The 18,467-nt window shown below is 55.8% G+C and carries 17 protein-coding genes; 6 read left to right on the forward strand and 11 right to left on the reverse strand.

Annotated features, from left to right (window positions below; translation table 11 throughout):
• Positions 1-39 precede the first annotated feature (39 nt).
• The 8 genes from GN111_RS06060 to GN111_RS06095 form a co-directional block, all read right to left on the reverse strand.
• A complete protein-coding gene (locus tag GN111_RS06060) occupies positions 40-1,782 on the reverse strand; it encodes a 30S ribosomal protein S1 (protein WP_155302897.1) in 1,743 nt (580 codons plus the stop codon).
• A 112-nt stretch (positions 1,783-1,894) separates the two neighbouring features.
• Entirely contained in the window at positions 1,895-2,560 is a 666-nt protein-coding gene (cmk, locus tag GN111_RS06065; RefSeq protein WP_155302898.1) for a (d)CMP kinase, read from the reverse strand.
• A gap of 20 nt (positions 2,561-2,580) precedes the next feature.
• On the reverse strand, positions 2,581-3,672 hold the full coding sequence (hisC, locus tag GN111_RS06070; RefSeq protein ID WP_155302899.1) for a histidinol-phosphate transaminase: 1,092 nt from the start codon (positions 3,670-3,672) through the stop codon (positions 2,581-2,583).
• Positions 3,673-3,770: 98 nt separating this feature from the next.
• Entirely contained in the window at positions 3,771-4,307 is a 537-nt protein-coding gene (locus GN111_RS06075) for a 2-oxoacid:ferredoxin oxidoreductase subunit gamma family protein (protein WP_155302900.1), read from the reverse strand.
• A gap of 17 nt (positions 4,308-4,324) precedes the next feature.
• Positions 4,325-5,062: a thiamine pyrophosphate-dependent enzyme gene (locus tag GN111_RS06080; protein WP_155302901.1), complete on the reverse strand. Its 738-nt coding sequence runs from the start codon at positions 5,060-5,062 to the stop codon at positions 4,325-4,327.
• Between the two features lie 56 nt (positions 5,063-5,118).
• Positions 5,119-6,189 carry a 3-methyl-2-oxobutanoate dehydrogenase subunit VorB gene (vorB, locus tag GN111_RS06085; RefSeq protein WP_155302902.1) on the reverse strand — a complete coding sequence of 357 codons (1,071 nt, stop codon included), beginning with the start codon at positions 6,187-6,189 and terminating at the stop codon, positions 5,119-5,121.
• Positions 6,190-6,211: 22 nt separating this feature from the next.
• A complete protein-coding gene (locus GN111_RS06090) occupies positions 6,212-6,436 on the reverse strand; it encodes a 4Fe-4S dicluster domain-containing protein (protein WP_155302903.1) in 225 nt (74 codons plus the stop codon).
• 28 nt (positions 6,437-6,464) lie between these two features.
• Entirely contained in the window at positions 6,465-7,175 is a 711-nt protein-coding gene (locus GN111_RS06095; RefSeq protein ID WP_155302904.1) for a cobalamin biosynthesis protein CbiA, read from the reverse strand.
• 243 nt (positions 7,176-7,418) lie between these two features.
• Between GN111_RS06095 and GN111_RS06100 the strand changes: the two genes are divergently transcribed.
• Positions 7,419-8,591, forward strand: coding sequence for an exo-beta-N-acetylmuramidase NamZ family protein (locus tag GN111_RS06100; RefSeq protein ID WP_155302905.1), 1,173 nt, complete (start codon positions 7,419-7,421; stop codon positions 8,589-8,591).
• Positions 8,592-8,615: 24 nt separating this feature from the next.
• Here GN111_RS06100 and GN111_RS06105 read toward each other — a convergent pair whose 3' ends face one another.
• Together GN111_RS06105 and GN111_RS06110 are read right to left on the reverse strand one after the other, a co-directional pair.
• On the reverse strand, positions 8,616-8,933 hold the full coding sequence (locus GN111_RS06105; protein WP_155302906.1) for a hypothetical protein: 318 nt from the start codon (positions 8,931-8,933) through the stop codon (positions 8,616-8,618).
• A 353-nt stretch (positions 8,934-9,286) separates the two neighbouring features.
• A complete protein-coding gene (locus GN111_RS06110) occupies positions 9,287-9,568 on the reverse strand; it encodes a hypothetical protein (protein WP_155302907.1) in 282 nt (93 codons plus the stop codon).
• 163 nt (positions 9,569-9,731) lie between these two features.
• Here GN111_RS06110 and GN111_RS06115 point away from each other — a divergent pair, with 163 nt between their 5' ends.
• The 5 genes from GN111_RS06115 to GN111_RS06135 all read left to right on the forward strand — a co-directional run bounded on the left by GN111_RS06115 (position 9,732) and on the right by GN111_RS06135 (position 15,805).
• Positions 9,732-9,914 (forward strand): hypothetical protein, encoded by a 183-nt coding sequence (locus GN111_RS06115; RefSeq protein WP_155302908.1) that lies wholly within the window; start codon positions 9,732-9,734, stop codon positions 9,912-9,914.
• Positions 9,915-10,083: 169 nt separating this feature from the next.
• Positions 10,084-12,558: a 1-acyl-sn-glycerol-3-phosphate acyltransferase gene (locus GN111_RS06120; protein ID WP_170302158.1), complete on the forward strand. Its 2,475-nt coding sequence runs from the start codon at positions 10,084-10,086 to the stop codon at positions 12,556-12,558.
• Positions 12,555-14,279 (forward strand): sugar phosphate nucleotidyltransferase, encoded by a 1,725-nt coding sequence (locus GN111_RS06125; protein WP_155302910.1) that lies wholly within the window; start codon positions 12,555-12,557, stop codon positions 14,277-14,279. Before GN111_RS06120 ends, GN111_RS06125 begins: the two co-directional genes overlap by 4 nt.
• 69 nt (positions 14,280-14,348) lie before the next feature.
• Positions 14,349-15,179: a dihydrodipicolinate reductase gene (dapB, locus tag GN111_RS06130; protein ID WP_155302911.1), complete on the forward strand. Its 831-nt coding sequence runs from the start codon at positions 14,349-14,351 to the stop codon at positions 15,177-15,179.
• 164 nt (positions 15,180-15,343) lie between these two features.
• The gene (locus GN111_RS06135) at positions 15,344-15,805 is read left to right on the forward strand and encodes a chemotaxis protein CheX (RefSeq protein WP_155302912.1); all 462 of its coding nucleotides are present in this window, start codon (positions 15,344-15,346) and stop codon (positions 15,803-15,805) included.
• Positions 15,806-15,808: 3 nt separating this feature from the next.
• On the opposite strand, the gene alaS is transcribed toward GN111_RS06135, so the two are convergent.
• Positions 15,809-18,433, reverse strand: a complete 2,625-nt coding sequence (gene alaS / locus GN111_RS06140; RefSeq protein ID WP_155302913.1) for an alanine--tRNA ligase — start codon at positions 18,431-18,433, stop codon at positions 15,809-15,811.
• Positions 18,434-18,467 lie beyond the last annotated feature (34 nt).

An 18,467-nucleotide genomic window follows, 5' to 3' on the forward strand; every position in this document is an offset into this window, starting at 1 on the left:
GTCAGGCAAACCGCCGGCATTGATGGTCGTAACGAGGGTCTATTGTTCGTCGTTATTCAGTTTTTCCTGCAGATTCTCGCGAAGGATTTCACCGAAACTGGAGGTAACCGGCCCCATGTTGTTGACGTACTCGGTCAGCAGTTCCTGATCGTCTTCCATGTCGAGGCGCTTGATGGAAAGTCCGATCCGCCGTTCTTCACTGTTGATGTTCATTACCTTGGCGGTCAGCATCTGACCGACTTCGAACTGGCCGACCGGCGTCTTGATCTTCTCTTTGCTGATCTCGGAAACGTGCACCAGTCCCTCGATGCCCTCTTCCAGTTCGACGAACACGCCGAAGTCGGTCACATTGGTCACCGTGCCTGTAATTTCCTTGCCCACTTCGTAGCGTTCGGCAACGGTATCCCACGGATCGGCCTGCAGTTGCTTGACACCCAGGGAGAAGCGTTCCTGATCCTTGTCGATTTCAAGAACGATGGCCTGAATGACGTCTCCCTTTTTATAGATTTCGGAAGGGTGTTTGATGCGCTTGGTCCAGGAGATGTCGGAAATGTGAACCAGGCCGTCGATGCCCTCGTCGATGCCGATGAACAGGCCGAAATCGGTAATATTCTTGATTTTACCTTCAATGGTGGTGCCCACCGGGTATTTGTCGCTGATCACGTCCCAGGGATTGGGTGCGGCCTGCTTCATGCCCAGGGAAATCCGCCGGTTCTCAGGCTTGATGTCCAGCACGATGGCGTCCACAATTTCGCCCACGGAGACCACCTTGGAGGGATGGCGGATCTTGCGCGTCCAGGACATTTCGGAAACATGGATCAGGCCTTCGATACCCTCTTCCAGTTCGACGAAGGCACCGTAATCGGTCAGGCTGACCACCTTTCCGCTGATGCGGGAACCCACCGGATATTTGTCGATGGCCGTGGCCCATGGATCCTCGGTAAGCTGCTTCATGCCCAAGGAGACCCGTTCCCGTTCCAGGTCCAGGCTGAGAATCTTGACGTTGATCTCGTCGCCCACGGTGAACAGCTCGGAGGGGTGCTTGACCCGCCCCCAGGAGATGTCGGTAATGTGCAACAGCCCGTCCACACCGCCGAGATCGACAAACACACCATATTCGGTGAGATTTTTGACGATGCCGGGCACGACCTTGCCTTCGTGAATGGAGGCCAGGGTTTCGGACCGTTTCTTCTCGCGTTCTTCTTCCAGAAGGACTCTACGGGAAAGAACGATGTTGCTGCGCTTGCGGTTGTATTTCAGGATCTTGAAATCGAATTCCTTACCGACCATTTCGTCCAGATTGCGAATGGGACGAAGGTCGGCCTGGGAGCCGGGCAAAAATGCCTGCACGCCGATATCCACGGAGAATCCGCCCTTGACCCGGTTGGTGATCGTGCCGGCGATGGTTTCATCGGCTTCGTGGCGTTTCTTGATGTCGTCCCAGACCTTGACTTTCTCGGCTTTCTCCTTGGACAGGACCACGACTTCATTCTCGTCGTCCCACCATTCGACCATCACCTCGACGGTGTCGCCCACTTTGGCGGTAACTTCACCGTCCACCTCGAATTCCCGGATGCGGATCTGGCCTTCGGATTTGTACCCGATGTCTACCAGGACGTGGTCCTTGTCCACGGAAATGATTTTTCCGTTGACCACTTCCCCTTCGGCAAAGCGTTTGAAGCTCTCCTCATACAGGTCCATGAGTTCGGCCATGCTTTCGCCGGTGACGCTGTCCTTCTCGACTTCTTCTTCGGTTGATTCGTTGTCTAAAAAGTTGTCCATTGACTGATGATTACCCCCTTAGCCTCATTAATTTTACGTGCAAGCGTCAACGCTTGCAGTATAGCCAAAAGACCATACAGAAACGTGTATCAAAATGCAATGGTTTATTTTGTTAGGATATTAAAGAGGCAACATGCTCCATCATCTTCGCGACGACATGGCGGACGTCCATGGCTGTCGAATCGATCGTCACGGCATCGTCGGCCGGCTTGAGCGGGGCGACATCCCGGCTGCTGTCGTTGGCGTCCCGCTGGCGGATCTCCTGTTCGATCCGCTCCAGCGTCTGCTTCCCCGCCTCGCCGTATTGCTCAAACCGGCGCAGGGCGCGTTGACGGACCGAGGCGTCCAGGAAAAATTTGAGATCGGCGTCCGGAAAGACGACCGTCCCCATGTCTCTTCCTTCGGCGACGAGCGCTTTGGCCCGACCCAAGCTTCTCTGCAGATCCAGCAGCGCCTGCCTAACCACCGGGCGGGCCGAGACGGCCGATGCCAGCATGGTAATCTCCGGTATACGAATGCACCCGCTGATGTCTACACCGTTGGAAATCAGCCGGCTGTCACGAAATTCAAGCTGCAGCGTTTGACACACGCGTTCGAGCCCCGCATCGTCATCGGCGGCAACCCCGGCGGCGCGGACTTCGTAGGCAACACCCCGATACAGGGCGCCGGTATCCAGATACCGGTATCCCAGATCCCGTGCAAGCATCTTGCTGACCGTGGTCTTTCCGGCGCCGGCCGGACCGTCGATGGCGATCAGCAATGGATGGGGTTTCTTCATGTGGCCGCTGCACTGAAAAGCTATAGGTTAAGAACCGTCTCGAGCGCCTGTACAAAACGCCGGTTTTCTTCTTCCAGTCCCACGTTGATGCGGATGTAATGAGGATATCCGTAAGACCGCATGGATCTGACGATTACGCCCTGTCTCAACATCTTCTCGAAAAGCTCATCCGCCGGCTGTCCCACATCGATGAGAAAAAAGTTGGATTCGGTCTTAAAGTAGACCAGACCCAACCGATCCAGTTCGGCGTAAAGGCGTTCCAACCCGTCATGGACCAGCCGGATCGAACGCAACAGAAAGTCCCGGTCGTCCAGAGCCGCCAAGGCTGCCGCCTGTGCCAGGGAATTGACATTAAAGGGCTGTCTCACCCGATGGAGCATTCCGGCCAGTTCGGCGGGCATGATCCCGTACCCCACCCGAAGTCCGGCAAGCCCGTAAGCCTTGGAAAAGGTCCGCAGGGTAACCAGCGGGCGGGTCAAATCCGCCGGGATTCCGGTTTTCAGGCAATCGGCATTTTTGGCAAACTCGATATAGGCTTCGTCGACGACGACGACCACATGGTTCGGCAGCCGCGCCATGAAGTTGTCGAAGGCGGTTCGGGTGATCACCGTTCCCGTCGGATTGTTGGGATTGCAGACGAATATCAGGCGCGTATCATCCGTCACCCGATCGGCCATGGCCTCAAGGTCCATCCCCAGACCGTCGAGGGGGACGCGATCGACGACGGCCCCGGCGGCCGTGGCTGCAATATCGTACATGAGAAAAGAAGGCTGCGGTACGACCACCCGATTACCGGGGCGGATCAACGCCTGGACGAGCATGGCGATAATGTCGTCCGAACCGTTGCCGATGACGACATTCTCCGGGGCCAGATCGTTGACCCGGGCGATTTTCTGGATCAGATCGTGGCCGGCGCCATCCGGATAGCGGTGCAGGGACGACAGTCCGCGTCCGATGGCTTCCAGGGCCCTTGGACTGGGGCCCAGGGGATTTTCGTTTGACGCCAGCTTGATGGAATCCCGGATGCCGTATTCGCGTTCAAGCTCCTCCAGCGGTTTGCCGGGAACATAGGGGGAGATGGCCCGGATGTGATCGGGGATCATCAGTTTCATCGGTTTGCCCTTGCAATCAAACGGCCGGGCAGCGTGGCCCGGCCATCGTAAATCGTAGTCAATGTGTTTCGACACACCATTTGAAACATGGCGTCAATCTATTTTTGGGCGGCCTTTACACCGGCATCCACGGCATCCATATTCAATGGTATCAGTTTGGGCTTTTTGCTGAACTCTTCCTTGACGCACGCCTTGATCGTTTCCAGCGGGACAATTTTGCTGCGGGCCACGAATGCGCCCAGGGCCACGATGTTGGCGGCTTTGACGCTGCCCAGTTTTTTGGCTATACCCACCACGTCGACCCGCAGTTCATCCACATCGTCCCTGTTCGCCCCGAAAGAAATTAGCGAACTGTTGACGAAGATAATGCCATTGGGTTTGACCGTGGGCGCAAACTTTTCCAGCGACGGCCCGTTCATGGCCACCAGATGAAGCGGATTTTTGATGATGGGCGAACCGATGGGACGGTCGCTGATCACCACCGTACAATATGCGGTTCCGCCGCGCATTTCCGGACCGTAGGAGGGAATCCAGGCCACCTCGTAGCCCTCCTCCATGGCCGCATGAGCCAGAACTTTACCGATTAACAAGATACCCTGTCCACCGAATCCGGCGAACATGATTTCGCTCTGCATGGTGCCTCCTTCAGGGATCAGGCCGGGACTTTAAAGTCGCCCAGTTGGTAGTACTTCAACAGCGTGTTTTCCGTCCACTCCACGGCCTCCATGGGCGTCATCCCCCAGTTGGTGGGGCAGGTGCTGACCACCTCCACCAGGCTGAAGCAACGGTTTTCCATCTGATAGGTAAACGCCTGTTTAATCGCCTTTTTCGCCTTGTTGATGTATTTCGGCCGGATCACGGTCTGTCGGGTAATGTAGGCCGGGGTCTGCAGGGCCGCCAGAAGATCGGCCATTTTGATCGGCATGCCAACCTCTTCCACATTCCTGCCGAAGGGCGCGGTGGTGGCGCGCTGACCGGGCATGGTGGTGGGGGCCATCTGCCCGCCGGTCATCCCGTAAATCGCATTGTTGACGAAAATCGTGGTGAACTTCTCTCCGCGGTTGGCGGCGTGGATGATCTCTCCCATGCCGATGCTGGCCAGGTCGCCGTCCCCCTGGTAGGTGAAAACCATCAAATCGGGCCGCACCCGCTTGATGCCCGTAGCCATAGCCGGGGCCCGGCCGTGGGCGGCTTCCTGGAAATCGCAGTCAAAATAGTTATAGGCCAATACCGCGCAGCCCACCGGAGCGATCCCCACAACGCGCCGGCGAATTCCCAGATCGTCGATGGCCTCGGCGACCAGACGATGGATGACGCCGTGGGTGCATCCGGGGCAATAGTGGGTGTGGGCATCCGTAAGGGATCTCGGTTTTGAAAAGGTTTTTCCCATCGTTATCTACTCCTTGCGTTGGTGCCTGACAACGGTCGAAAGTGGTTGCTTGACCGTCAGCCGATGCGCTCTTTGACCACCTCGATGATCTCTTCCGGCGTGGGGATTTCACCGCCGCACTTTCCGTACCAGCTCACCGGACGTCGGCCCTGGATACTGCGCTCGACATCTTCCACCATCTGGCCCATACTCATCTCGATGCTGATCACATGGGTGCACGATGGGGAATCGGCCGCATCGGAAACGGCCTTTTCGGGAAACGGGAACAGGGTCTGCGGGCGAATCATGCCGACCTCGATTCCCTCGGCCTTGAGCATGTCGATGGACGTGCGGCACACCCGGCTCATGGTCCCGTAGCTGACAATCAGCAGACGGTAAGGCCCATCCGTATTGTAGGCCTCGAAACGCACCTCTTCGGCCCGCATGCGGTCGTATTTGGCTTTGAGCTGAAGGTTGTTGTCGTTGAGCTGGACCGGATCCAGAAAAAGCGACTTGACCAGATTGCGGCTGTCGCTGCCCCGATGTTCCATTCCGTTGCTGGCCCAGTCATCCTTATTGCTCGGTTCCGTTTTCAGATGGTCGGGAAATTCCACCGGCTCCATCATCTGGCCGATGAGTCCGTCGCCGATCACCATGACCGGATTGCGGTATTTCTCGGCCAGGGGGAAGGCTGTCATCACCATTTCGACCGCCTCCTGGACACTGGCCGGCGCCATGACCAGCAGCCGGCAGTCACCATGGCCGATCCCCTTGGTGGCCTGAAAATAGTCCCCCTGTGAAGGCAGGATGCCGCCCAGACCGGGTCCGCCGCGCACGATATTCACGAACACCGCCGGACACTGGGCGGCGGCGATGTAGCTGATGGCTTCGCTCATCAGGCTGATGCCCGGGCTGGAAGAGGTGGTGAACACTCGCGCACCGGCTCCGGCGGCGCCGAAAAGCATGTAGCCCACGGCCACTTCGCTCTCCCCTTGCAGAAAGACGCCGCCCACCTCGGGCATACGTCGGGCCAGATACTCGGCCACTTCGGACTGGGGCGTGATCGGATAGGCGAAGTAGTTCAGGCAGCCGGCCCGGATCGCCGCTTCACCGATGGCCTCGTTTCCCTTCATCAATACCTTTGCCATGGTACTCCTCCGTTAACCGCAGTCAGGCGGCGGGTTCTTCGGTTTCGGTGATGGTGATGGCCACGTCCGGGCACATGATGCAGCACATCGTGCAGTGAATGCAGTCATCCGGACGCGCCTGAAAGGCCGGAAAATATCCCTTCGCATTGACATCGGGGGAAATTTCGAGAACGTTTTTGGGACATACGGTGATGCACAGGCCGCAGCCTTTGCACCGGTCCCGCTCGATATGGTGTTGATATGCCATACATTGCTCCTTCATCGCATTTGAGATTTCAAATTTGGGATTTGAAATCCAATGATTCCGCCTTCATCCAGGGTGGTACCAACTGCCGTTTTATGGCCAGCACCGGACATTGAATACTCCTTTTGTCCATTCGGGTCAACAGGGCCGCCGGAACGGTAACGAACCGCAAAGGAATGCCTGCGGCCTCGGCCACCCGGCGCGCAAAATCGTATCCGTCAAGGATGTCCTGCGCCTGTGTCGCTTCCATCAGATTGGCATTGCCGACGATTCCGGTAATTCTAATTTTGGCGCTCTTTTCGATTTCCCGGCGCATTTTCAGGCAGCCGTCCACCGTATCGGTATGGGGGCGGTTGGGGTTGATTACCTGCAACACTTCAGGGGTTTTGCCTTTCAAAAAGTCCGCCAGGGCCGCCAGCACCGTTGCACCGACGTCATCGCCGCCGACATCCAACAGAGTCAGTCCCGCGGGCATTTTCAGCATGCCGGATACCTCCGGAGTCAGGATGGGCAGATCGGCGTGCATGTACTGGTCCGCCGGCAGAACGACGTCAATTCCCCGGCTTCTTAAAACATAGCGGGCTTCACGGGTTCTGAAATAGGGATTCACCAAGTCCAGGTCGGCCAGCCGGACCTCGGTTCCCCGCTGTTTCATGGCAAGGGCGAGATTGATTGCAACTTCGGTTTTGCCGCTGCCATAGGCGCCGACGATGATGACAATACCATGGTAATCCAGTTCCACCGGTAAACGGATCCTTTTCAATTGAACAATGCCGGCCGGCAATGGCGAAAACCTGTTGGAAGATGTCGCGGGGGTGCGGCCTGTTGTCGGAAGTTTTATCGAAAACGTCTTTCATATTTTTTATTTACTGTCGTGTCAAGGCGTTTGACGCGTCGCTTTGTACTTTTTCTGCCTTTGACACTGTGGTAAACCATTTATTGAAAAAAATCGGATAAACCAGCAGCCTGCGAGGGAAACCCAAGAATGAGAGAAGTGAAAACCGGACTCGAGGTATTTTTGGATGCACCGCCCGAAGCGATGAGGGGAAAACGGCTGGGGCTCTTATGCAATCCGGCATCGGTGGACAGCCGGTACACCCACGCCCGCCATCGAATTGCCGAAGCGTTTTGCGGACAGCTTGCCGCACTGTATTCTCCCCAGCACGGCTTTTATGCCGAAAAACAGGACAATATGATCGAATCCGACCATGGAAAGGATCCGGCCACCGGCCTGCCGGTGTTCTCCCTGTATGGAGAAACCCGCCAACCCACACGGGCCATGCTGGACCCAGTAGACATCCTGCTGGTCGATCTTCAGGACGTAGGTACCCGCGTATACACCTTCATTTACACCCTTTCGTACTGCATGGAAGCGGCGCGGCAAACCGGAAAGAAAGTCATCGTGCTGGACCGTCCCAATCCGGTGGGGGGAAGCCGGATCGAAGGCAACCTGCTGAACACGGATTTTTCATCCTTCGTGGGGCGCTATCCCATTCCCATGCGTCACGGCCTGACCATCGGCGAGTTGGCCATCTTGTTCAACACCGCTTTTGGAATCGGCTGCGACCTTGAGGTGGTCGCCATGCAGGGATGGAAAAGGGAAATGACCTTCGAGCGCACCGGCCTGCCCTGGGTCGCCCCATCGCCCAACCTGCCCACGCCCGCATCGGCCCTGGTCTACCCCGGCCAGGTAATCTGGGAAGGCACCAATATCTCGGAAGGAAGGGGCACCACCCAGCCATTCGAGATTTTCGGGGCGCCGTTTATCTCCTGCGATCGACTGCTGCAGACCATGGACGATCGGCTGCTGCAGGGCGTCGTTCTTCGACCCGTCGTATTCGAACCGACCGCCAATAAATGGTCGGACCGACCGTGCCGGGGATTTCAAATCCACGTTACCGACGAAGCGCTCTATTCGCCCTACGCACTTTCCTTGGGGCTCTACCAGGCCATTTATCGGTTGTACCCCGAAGCGTTTGCCTACAAGCAGCCGCCTTACGAGTACGAATTTACGCGTCTTCCCATGGACCTCATCCTGGGCGACGTAGAAATCCGCTCTCAAATCGAAGCCGGCAGACCCATCGCGCAAATCGCCGCACAATGGGCAAACGGTTTGTCCGCCTATGAAAAAATGATTCGGAAGGTGAAATTGTATTGAACGCGGCTTGCCGAGGCCGGGAAATTATTTGACCAACCGCAGCACGTGGGTATCCTGCAGCTTTGCCCACATGGCACGGACAATCACCATGGTCGGATCGGCGTCTTCATCTCCGTTTTGCTCGCTAACCGCCATACAGTCGCGCAAAAGATCGGTGTTGCCGCTCCACAACTTGAAATCCCTGGCAATCTGAAGCCCCACCATGCGGTTGATCAGATCCAGCTCTTTTGCAGTGAGACAGGCCAGTCGCGACCGATCCAGCAATGGCAAGTCGTCGAGCAGGATATCGACGGCCTCGTCGATCGTCGACGGCAGTTTGATGTCAATCATTTTTGGGAACATGGTGCTTTGCTTTCGGGGCATCCAACAGCGTAAAAAAATCCGGCCCCTTTTCCTTTCATTCTTTTCCCCCGAAACCAAAATTTCAGCGGTTGTCGAACTCAGCGCCGCTTCGTTCTTCAGGCAACAGGCGATCCAAAACGACCTGATATCGAATATCGGCATCCTTACCCTTCGGCTTTAGTCGTGTATGACGGTATAATGGTTACGATCGGAAAATAGCGGGGGGCCGAACATGGGAGGAAACCTGTCAGAAGGGGCGGACCATCGCGAAACAACGCTATTCAAAGAAAACAAAAGCCCCGGCCGACGATTCGGTCGGGGCACAGTTTTCTAATTCGGAAGAAAAGATCGACTTACTTATCGGCTTTCAGGGTTTCGATCTCTTTTTTGAGGTCGTCGATTTCTTGTTTGTATTTCTCGGAATCGTCATCGGCAGCGCCGGTATCGGCAACGCCTTCATCTTTTTTCCAGGTATCCTTGAGTTCATCGAATCCCAGATAAAGCGCAAGCCCGCCGCCGAGGAGCAACATCACCGGAATCGCACCAGCCAGAAGCTGAAGGAATTCACCGAACCATACCGACAGGCCGATCAGGCCGAGGACTGCTGCCACCGCTCCACCAATTAACGTTTTCATAAAAAATCATCCTCCTTCGTAACCTAGATTTTTAAGTTAGACAGACGAAATAATTTTCGGTCGAACCGTCTATGGGCGTGTTACCGGCGCGGTTCAACTTCTTTAGCGATTCTCATCATGGGTGCCGGTGTGGACCGGCTGACGCTTATGTTATGGGATATCGATGGAATTTCAATTAGATAGCCCACTAACAAGTAAAGCTATCGAATTATTTGGAGATAACATAGAAGCCGGACCAGCGCAAGCATATTTTTCTCCGATGAATATGGCGTTGCAATGGATTGAGGCATCTGTTATTTTTCCGTTAAAAACGAGAACCCCATCTTCATTCAATATAAGAATTTGATATAATGACAAATAATAAAAGACATCGGTTTCCTCCCATAGGGTCGAAAATTCGCCGGTGGATAGACAGACTGCTGAAAAATTCCCACGATCACTTTTTCTGCTTTCTGCCCTCGCCCACCGGCAGGCTCTCGGCTTTCCTCCTCGATCGCCTGTTCCAAGGCGTGTTTATGGGCGCTGAACAGGCAGACATCGTCAAAAATATTCCCGAAAAAGCCATTATCGTCTACACCACCAAGTACAAAAGCGGATTCGATTTTCTCTTCGCCCATACCCGCTACCGGCAACAGCGCCTGCCCGTTCCCCAACTCGTCTTCGATGCCGAAATTTACCTATGGCAGCCGCTTTCAAGGGCACTGCGCATCTGTCTGGCCTACCTGGATGAACTAGTTCAGCGGCACCGGATACACAATCCCTATCGAAGCGGTTATTATGAACGGGCCCTGCTTTCCTCAAGCTGCGCCCTGCTTTCGCTGGTCGAGAAAAAAGGCTTTTATCGCCGATTCGTCAAGGATAAAATCGATCCGTTGCGCTACCTCATCGAAATCCAGAACAAGACGGATCGCCCCATCTATCTGGTGCCCCAATTGATATTTTACGGCAAAAAACCGTTGCCGGCGGTACCCAGCCTGGTGGATTCGTTTTTCGGCACATCCCATCGCCCCGGTAAAATCAGGAAAGTCGTAACCCTGATCCGTCACCCCGGAAAAATATTCGTTGAACTTTCCCAGCCGCTGAATCTGCGGCAATGGCTCAACCAGCCCGCCTACACCGACAAGACCGACGATTATAAAGCCCTTCAACTGCGCCGCGAGCTTCTACTCCAGCACAATCGTCATCGTCAGAGCATCACCGGCCCCGTGCTGAAATCCAGCGAAGAAATCAAAGAGGCCATCCTCACCGGCGAAACGATGCAGCGTTTCATGAAAAAACATGCTGCCTCCCGCAAGGAACCGATCCACAAGATCAAAAAGAAAGCCGACGGCTACATAGACGAAATCGCAGCACGCTACAGTCCTTTTGCCATCCGCATGCTTTCCTATGTCGTGGGTTGGATCGTCAATTCCATGTTCGACGGCGCTGTCATCGACAAAACCGGCCTGGCAAAAGTCAAGGCCATGTCGCAAAAAGGCCCGTTGATTCTGATTCCCTGTCACAAAAGCCACATCGACTACCTGATCCTTTCCTATGTGCTCTACCATAATAACATGCCCTGCCCCCACATTGCCGCCGGCAAGAATCTCTCTTTCTGGCCGTTGGGACCCATTTTCAGAGCCGGCGGGGCGTTTTTCCTGAGGCGCACCTTCAAAGGTGCGATTCTGTATTCCCGCGTCTTTTCGGCCTATATCCACAAGCTGCTCGAGGAAGGCTTTAATATCGAACTGTTTATCGAGGGCGGGAGAAGCCGCACCGGCAAACTGCTTTCGCCCAAACTGGGCCTGATCTCGATTCTTTTGGACGCTTACCGCAACGGCGCCTGCGAGGACATGATTTTCGTACCCGTTTACATCGGCTATGATCGCATCATCGAAGAGCATGCCTACATCCATGAGGTGGAAGGAGGCAAAAAGGAGAGCGAGAATCTGAGCCAGGTCATCCGCGCCAGGCGTTTTCTGAAAAAACGCTATGGAAAAATCTATATCAATTACCACGAGCCCATCGCGGTCAGCGAATTTCTGGCCGGCCAGCCGACCCCCTTCGACCGCATGCCCGCCAAGGAAGTGAACGCCTTGTGCCGACAGCTTGGCTGGCGAATCGTCAACGCCATCGACAAGCAGACCGTGGCCACCCCCCACGGCCTGGTAGCGGCGGCAATTCTCAATATTGCCCGGCCACGCTTCACCCATGAAGAACTCATGGAAACGGCCAACACCTACCTGACGTTTGCCATGTCCCAGGACGTCAAGCTGGCCGACACTTTTGTTCTCAACCCGGACCTGGCGATGAATTATGCCGTCGATCATTACCTGTCGCGAAAACTGCTGGAAGACGCTTCGAATGAAAAAGGCCATCCGGTGGATCAGACCGAATATACGGTCAATACTGCCAAGCGATCTTTGCTGGAGTTTTACAAGAACAACTGCATTTCCTATTTTGTTCCGGCCGCCTTCAGCGCGCTGGCCATCTTAAAAAAGGATGCCTTTCAGTTCAATGCCAACGATCTGCACGAAGAGCACCAATTTATGAGGAACTTTTTCAAATACGAATTCGCTTTCGACCTGGATCGGCCGTCCACTTACGAAGTGAGAAAAACGATCAAGGCGTTCATCGACGACGCCATACTCATGCCGCACCCCACCATCCCGGACCGATATCAGATTACCTCCTCGGGATATCGCAAGCTGAAACTGTTCGCCGCATTTTTGAAGCCCTACTTCGAATCTTATCGGGTTGTTCTCGCGTTTATCCGCGCCAACCGCAAAGAGAACTTTGAAACCAAAGACAAGTTGAAAAAGATCCAAAGTCTGGGCCTTCAAATGGTCAAGAAAAAGGAGATCGAACTGGTCGAATCGGTATCCAAAATCAACTATTCCAACGGGCTGCAATATTTTGCCAACAAAGGCATCCGCAATCATGAAGACACCGAAGCGATCTCCCGCTACGAATCACTCATTTTGAACTACCTGGCCGTATTGGGACAATGAAGGCGCTGATACTGGCAGCGGGATTCGGCACCCGTCTGGCACCGTACACCAACCATTTGCCCAAAGCACTGTTTCCGGTTGGCGGTACGCCTCTGCTCGGGCGAACGATCGCGGCGTTAAAAGCCGCCGGATGCAGGGACATCGCCGTGAACACCCATCATCTGGCAGAACAGATCCGGGTCTACCTGGCGGCAAACGATTTTGGACTTCCCGTCCATTTGAGCCACGAATCAAATATTCTGGGCACCGGCGGAGCCATTCGCAGGTTGGCCGATTTCTGGGACAACACGCCTTTTCTGGTCGTCAATGCGGACATCCTCACGGACATCGATCTGGGAGAAGTCTATCGCAGCCACTGCGCCCGGAGCGCACCGGTGACCCTGGTCATGCAAGATCACGAAAAATTCAACCAGGTCTGGGTGGATCAGGAGAACCGGGTGGTGGGATTCGAACGTTTTTCCGACCCGCCGCCGCCGGATCGGCACCGGAAACTGGCCTTTACCGGCATCCACGTCATCGACCCCGACATTGTCGGGCGCATCCCCGAAGAAAAATTCTGCGATATCATATCGATTTACAGGGAACTGCTCGCCGAAGGCCATTCCATCAACGCCAATGTTGTCCGCAACCACTACTGGCAGGATGTGGGAACGCCGCAGCGCTTCCGCGATGCGGTGATAGATGCCCTGGCGCCGGATGTATTCCGGACGGCCTTTCCCGGCGACGTGCCGGAAGCCATCGATTTTCTGCTGCTTGCCGGCGACGGCAGCGATAGAAAATGGTACCGCCTGTCCGACGGCCGCAATAGTATCGTCATGGCCGACCATGGCATAACCCCCGATCCGGAAGGCAGCGAGATTCGGTCCTTCGTTGCCATTGGCACCCACCTGCACAACCGCGGATTGCCTGTTCCTCGGATATATCGGCACGACGAATTCAGCGGGCTGGTTTTCATGGAGGATCTGGGAAACAATCACCTGCAGCAGGCAATCCGGCAGGATGCCGACGGCGGATTGATAAAGCAACGCTATTGCAAGGTCATCGACACCCTGCTGGACCTTTCGACCCGGGCGGCCGAAGGTTTCGATCCGCACTGGACCTGCCAGAGCGAGGCCTACGATCGCAACCTGATTTTGAACAACGAGTGCCGCTACTTTTTAGACGCTTTTGTCAACGGATACCTGAATCTGGCCGTCGAATACGAGGATCTGGCCGCATCGTTCGAGACCTTGGCCAGTCGCACCCTTGAAAACGGGCTCACGGGATTGATCCATCGCGATTTTCAATCGCGCAACGTCATGATCCGTGACGACCGGCACTATCTCATCGACTTTCAGGGAGCCCGCATCGGACCGATCCAATACGACCTGGCCTCTTTGTTGATCGATCCCTATGCCCGGTTGCACCCGGACCTCCAACACGAATTGTTGAACTATGCCGTCGAGCAGGCAAAAAAACGTCTGAAATGCGACCCGGAGCGATTCGTTTACGGCTACCGCCACTGCGCCGTAACCCGCAACCTTCAGATGCTGGGCGCATTCGGTTTCCTGAGCCGGGTCAAGGGCAAACGGCTTTTCGAACGCTGGATTCCGACTGCTGGCAACATGCTGGCCGATCATCTTCGCGCCGCTGGGGACAGCGATCTTCCAGAACTCGCCGCTCTTTTCGAAACGATCCGCCGTGAGCTTTCGCAAAGCCGGCCTCGGCCCTCCGATCACTGACACCGATGCGGTTGGGCCGCACGAAAAGCCAAGTCCGCCGATAAAAACGAAAAACCAGGGGAAAAAACGATGAAACCAGTCAACATCATGCTCAACGGTCTTCCGGGAAACGTCGCATCCACCATTGCCGCCCATGCCATCAAGGATGAGCGGGTCAACCTTTTACCTTACTCGCTGACCGGTCCGGAAATCGATGCGCAAACGTGCACCATTGGAACTGTTGCCGTCGAATTGATCCAACCGGCTTTGCGCAGTGAGCGCATCCGGGCCATTGTAGAAAAACACGGAAGGTTTGTCAGCGTGGATTTCACGCATCCCAACGCGGTGAACGACAATGCAGACTTTTACTGCCAGCAGGATTTGCCTTTCGTGATGGGGACCACCGGCGGGGACCGCGAGAAATTGAACCAAGCGGTGGCCCGGTCCTCGGTCTGCGCCGTCATCGCACCCAACATGGCCAAGCAGATCGTCGGTTTCCAGGCCATGATGGAGTATGCGGCCACCAACTTTCCCGGAATCTTTAAAGGTTATACGCTCGATGTTCGCGAAAGCCATCAGGCCGGCAAGGCCGACACCAGCGGCACGGCCAAAGCCGTGGTGGCAAGCTTCCAACACATGGGCATCGATTTTTCACCGGAGAACATCGTCATGGAAAGGAATCCCGAAGCGCAGCGGGACAAGTGGGGCATCCCGGAAAAGTACCTGTCCGGCCACGGATGGCACACCTACCGGCTGACCTCGGCAGATGGGACGGTGATGTTTGAATTTCAGCACAATGTCAACGGGCGCGACATATACGCCGAAGGTACCATGGATGCGGTCTGTTTTTTAAACGAAAAGATCGGTAAAGGTCGGACGGGTCGAGTGTACACCATGATCGACGTGCTGCAATCTCCGTAAACCGGCAAACCGAACGTCGCAAGTTCCAAACGCGTCAACGGCTTTTTATTTTCAATATGGGGTAAAGTTGCCGAAAAAGCGACCGATGTTACCTCTGTACACAGTTAGGAGCAGCTTCAAATTCGCCGTGAAGAGAGAAAAACCAACCATTTGGTGGGGGGAAAATGGACGTTCAATACATCAACCCATTTGTGAACGCTGTAAAAAATCTTTTCAACACCATGATCGAAGTGCCTTTCAAGCTGGGCAAACCGAGTCTGAAGAAAGGCAATGTACCGTCATATGAAATCAGCAGCATTATCGGCCTTTCCGGCACGGTGACCGGCTGCGTGGTCATCAATCTCTCCAAGGAAATCGCACTTCAACTTGTGTCGGCGCTGATCGGCGATGAGGTCACCGAACTGGACGACGATTGCACCGACGCCATCGGCGAGATTGCCAACATGATCGCCGGCAACGCCAAAACCGACTTTCCCTCCGAGGGTACCAGTATCAGCGTCCCCAGTGTAGTGGTGGGCAAGCACAAAGTTTCTTATCCGTCCGGGCTGCCCATCATTTCCATTCCCTGTATCACCGATAAAGGGGAACTGGTGATCGACATTGCGTTGAAAAAAAACAACAAGTAGTTTTTATCCTTCCTGAATTAACTCCCGGGCTTTGTCCAATGCCTTTTCCAGGTGCTGCGGTTGCGTCCCGCCGGCCTGGGCCATATCGGGCCGTCCGCCGCCGCCGCCGCCCACTACTCCGGCAATGGTTTTGATCATGTTTCCGGCATGGAACCGGTTGACGAGGTCTTTGGTCACCACAACGATCAAAAGTGCCTTGCCGCCGGCTTCGCAGCCCAGAACCACGATCCCGGATCCGATGCGGTCCTTGAACCGATCGGCCAGTTCGCGAAGGGCAGCCGGTTTTTCCACCGTCACCAGTTGGACAACGGTCTTGACGCCGTTGATCTCAGCCACTTGTCCACCCTCGTCGGCTTGCATCTCGGCCATCTTGGTTTTGAGCCTTTCGGTCTCTTTTTCCGCCGCTTTCATCGCAGCCTGGATGGATGCGACCCGCGTGACCAGGTTGTCGGGCTTGTCTTTGACCATCTGGCTCAACTGCTGCACGATCCGGTTGGTTTGCTGGACGTGAGCCAGGGCGACTTTTCCCGTGAGGGCTTCGATCCGGCGCACGCCGGAGGCCACGGAAGCTTCGGAAACGATTTTAAACAATCCGATATTGCCGGTCCGGCCGGTGTGGGTCCCCCCGCACAGTTCCCGGCTGAATGTTTCCAGGTTGATGACCCGCACACGGTCTCCGTACTTTTCCTCGAACAGCGCCGTGGCCCCCGACGCCATGGCCTGATCCATGTCCATCTCCTCGACGTCGACGGGAACGTTTTGCCGGATGCGGTCATTGACGAACATTTCGATGCGCTCCAGGGCGTCCGGAGCGATCTGTGAAAAATGTGTAAAATCGAAGCGCAGCCGATCGGCTGAAACCAGGGAGCCAGCCTGCTTGACATGGTCTCCCAATTCGTTGCGCAGGGCCGCATGCAGGATATGCGTGGCGGTATGGTTCAGGGCCACGGCACCGCGGTGGTCGCCGTCTACGGTCAGCATTACCGTCTGGCCGTTTTCCAGGCGTCCGCTTTGCACCCGGCCCTTGTGGATGATGATGCCCGTGGGGTCCTTGATCGTGTCTGTAACCGCCATTTCCATGTCCGGCGCCGTGATGGTTCCGCGGTCACCCACCTGGCCCCCGGCTTCGCCGTAAAAGGGCGTGGCCGTAGTCACCACTTCGACTTCGCTTCCGGAATCGGCGCCGTCCACCCCGTTGCCGTCCTGGACCAGCAGCACCACCTGGGCTTCGCAGGTCAGGGTGCCGTAGCCTACGAATTCCGGCTTTTCACCGGCCGCGCTCAACTGGCGGTAGGCATCGGAAATGCCGGAAAAGGCGATTTTGGAACGGGACTGCTTGCGTTGATGCTCCATGCGCGCATCGAACCCTTTTGTATCCAAGGTCAGCCCCTCGTCGCGCACCACGTCCCGGACGATGTCCACGGGAAAACCGAAGGTGTCGTAGAGTTTGAATATCAGATCGCCGGGAACCCGTGTCTCGCCTTTGGCACGGATGTCCGCCAAAGCGTCGTTGAGCACCCGCAGCCCATTGTCCAAGGTTTCGGAAAACCGTACCTCTTCGTTTTCGATCACGTTGGTAATAAAGGCCGAGGCTTCCTTGAGTTCCGGGTAGGCCGGCGCCATGATGTCGAACACCACCCGGGCAGTCTCGTGAAGAAACGGTCGGTTCAGCCCCAGGTTGCGTCCGTAGCGGATGGCCCGTCGCATGATCCGCCGAAGGACATAGCCGCGGCCTTCGTTAGATGGCAGGACGCCGTCGCCGATGAGAAAGGCGGCGGCCCGGCTGTGATCCGCAATCACTTTCATGGCGACGTCGTCGGTCTCGCTTTCGCCGTAGGGCTTTTCGGCCAACGCTTCGGCGCGCTGAATAATGGGGTAGATCAGATCGGTTTCGAAATTGGTCTTTGTCCCCTGAATGACCGAGGCCATACGCTCCAACCCCAGCCCCGTGTCGATGCTCGGTTTAGGCAGCGGTGTCATGACACCGGCCTCGTCCCGGTTGAACTGCATGAAAACCAGATTCCAGATCTCCAGAAACCGGTCGCAGTCGCAGGCCACATCACAGTCCGGACGGCCGCAACCGTGTTCTTCGCCACGGTCGAGGTGAATCTCGCTGCACGGGCCGCAGGGACCGGTGTCGCCCATGGCCCAGAAATTTTCTTCCTCTCCCAGACGGATCATCCTCGATTCGGGAATCCCGATGCGCTTGTGCCACAAATCGTACGCTTCGTCATCGTCCAGGTAAACCGATGCCCATAGCTTTTCCGCAGGCAGACCGTACCCGTTGGTCAGAAGATCCCAGGCGAAATCCACCGCCTTTTCCTTGAAATAGTCACCGAAGGAGAAATTGCCAAGCATTTCGAAAAAGGTGTGGTGGCGGGCCGTGTAGCCGACATTCTCCAGATCGTTATGCTTGCCCCCCGCCCTTACGCATTTTTGCGACGTGGTCGCGCGCAGGTAATCCCTTTTCTCTTCTCCCAGAAACGTCCGTTTGAACTGAACCATCCCGGCATTGGTGAAAAGAAGCGTCGGATCGTCCTGGGGGATCAACGATGAACTGCGGACCACCCGGTGCCCGTGTTTCTGAAAGAAGTCAAGGTATAGCTGTCGAATTTCGTTACCGGTCATAACCGTCTCCTTAAGGCTGAATTGGGGTACCGGG

Origin of the sequence: Desulfosarcina widdelii (assembly GCF_009688965.1) — a bacterium.
GTDB classification, from domain to species: Bacteria; Desulfobacterota; Desulfobacteria; order Desulfobacterales; family Desulfosarcinaceae; genus Desulfosarcina; species Desulfosarcina widdelii.

Bases quoted from the DNA above. Each gene is read 5' to 3' on its own strand.
- cmk (WP_155302898.1), bottom strand. From the start codon at position 2,560: ATGAAGAAACCCCATCCATTGCTGATCGCCATCGACGGTCCGGCCGGC.
- GN111_RS06115 (WP_155302908.1), top strand. From the start codon at position 9,732: ATGGAATTTCAATTAGATAGCCCACTAACAAGTAAAGCTATCGAATTA.
- GN111_RS06125 (WP_155302910.1), top strand. From the start codon at position 12,555: ATGAAGGCGCTGATACTGGCAGCGGGATTCGGCACCCGTCTGGCACCG.
- GN111_RS06105 (WP_155302906.1), bottom strand. From the start codon at position 8,933: ATGTTCCCAAAAATGATTGACATCAAACTGCCGTCGACGATCGACGAG.
- GN111_RS06100 (WP_155302905.1), top strand. From the start codon at position 7,419: ATGAGAGAAGTGAAAACCGGACTCGAGGTATTTTTGGATGCACCGCCC.
- alaS (WP_155302913.1), bottom strand. From the start codon at position 18,433: ATGACCGGTAACGAAATTCGACAGCTATACCTTGACTTCTTTCAGAAA.
- hisC (WP_155302899.1), bottom strand. From the start codon at position 3,672: ATGAAACTGATGATCCCCGATCACATCCGGGCCATCTCCCCCTATGTT.
- GN111_RS06135 (WP_155302912.1), top strand. From the start codon at position 15,344: ATGGACGTTCAATACATCAACCCATTTGTGAACGCTGTAAAAAATCTT.
- GN111_RS06075 (WP_155302900.1), bottom strand. From the start codon at position 4,307: ATGCAGAGCGAAATCATGTTCGCCGGATTCGGTGGACAGGGTATCTTG.
- GN111_RS06090 (WP_155302903.1), bottom strand. From the start codon at position 6,436: ATGGCATATCAACACCATATCGAGCGGGACCGGTGCAAAGGCTGCGGC.
- GN111_RS06060 (WP_155302897.1), bottom strand. From the start codon at position 1,782: ATGGACAACTTTTTAGACAACGAATCAACCGAAGAAGAAGTCGAGAAG.
- vorB (WP_155302902.1), bottom strand. From the start codon at position 6,189: ATGGCAAAGGTATTGATGAAGGGAAACGAGGCCATCGGTGAAGCGGCG.
- GN111_RS06110 (WP_155302907.1), bottom strand. From the start codon at position 9,568: ATGAAAACGTTAATTGGTGGAGCGGTGGCAGCAGTCCTCGGCCTGATC.
- dapB (WP_155302911.1), top strand. From the start codon at position 14,349: ATGAAACCAGTCAACATCATGCTCAACGGTCTTCCGGGAAACGTCGCA.
- GN111_RS06120 (WP_170302158.1), top strand. From the start codon at position 10,084: ATGGGCGCTGAACAGGCAGACATCGTCAAAAATATTCCCGAAAAAGCC.
- GN111_RS06080 (WP_155302901.1), bottom strand. From the start codon at position 5,062: ATGGGAAAAACCTTTTCAAAACCGAGATCCCTTACGGATGCCCACACC.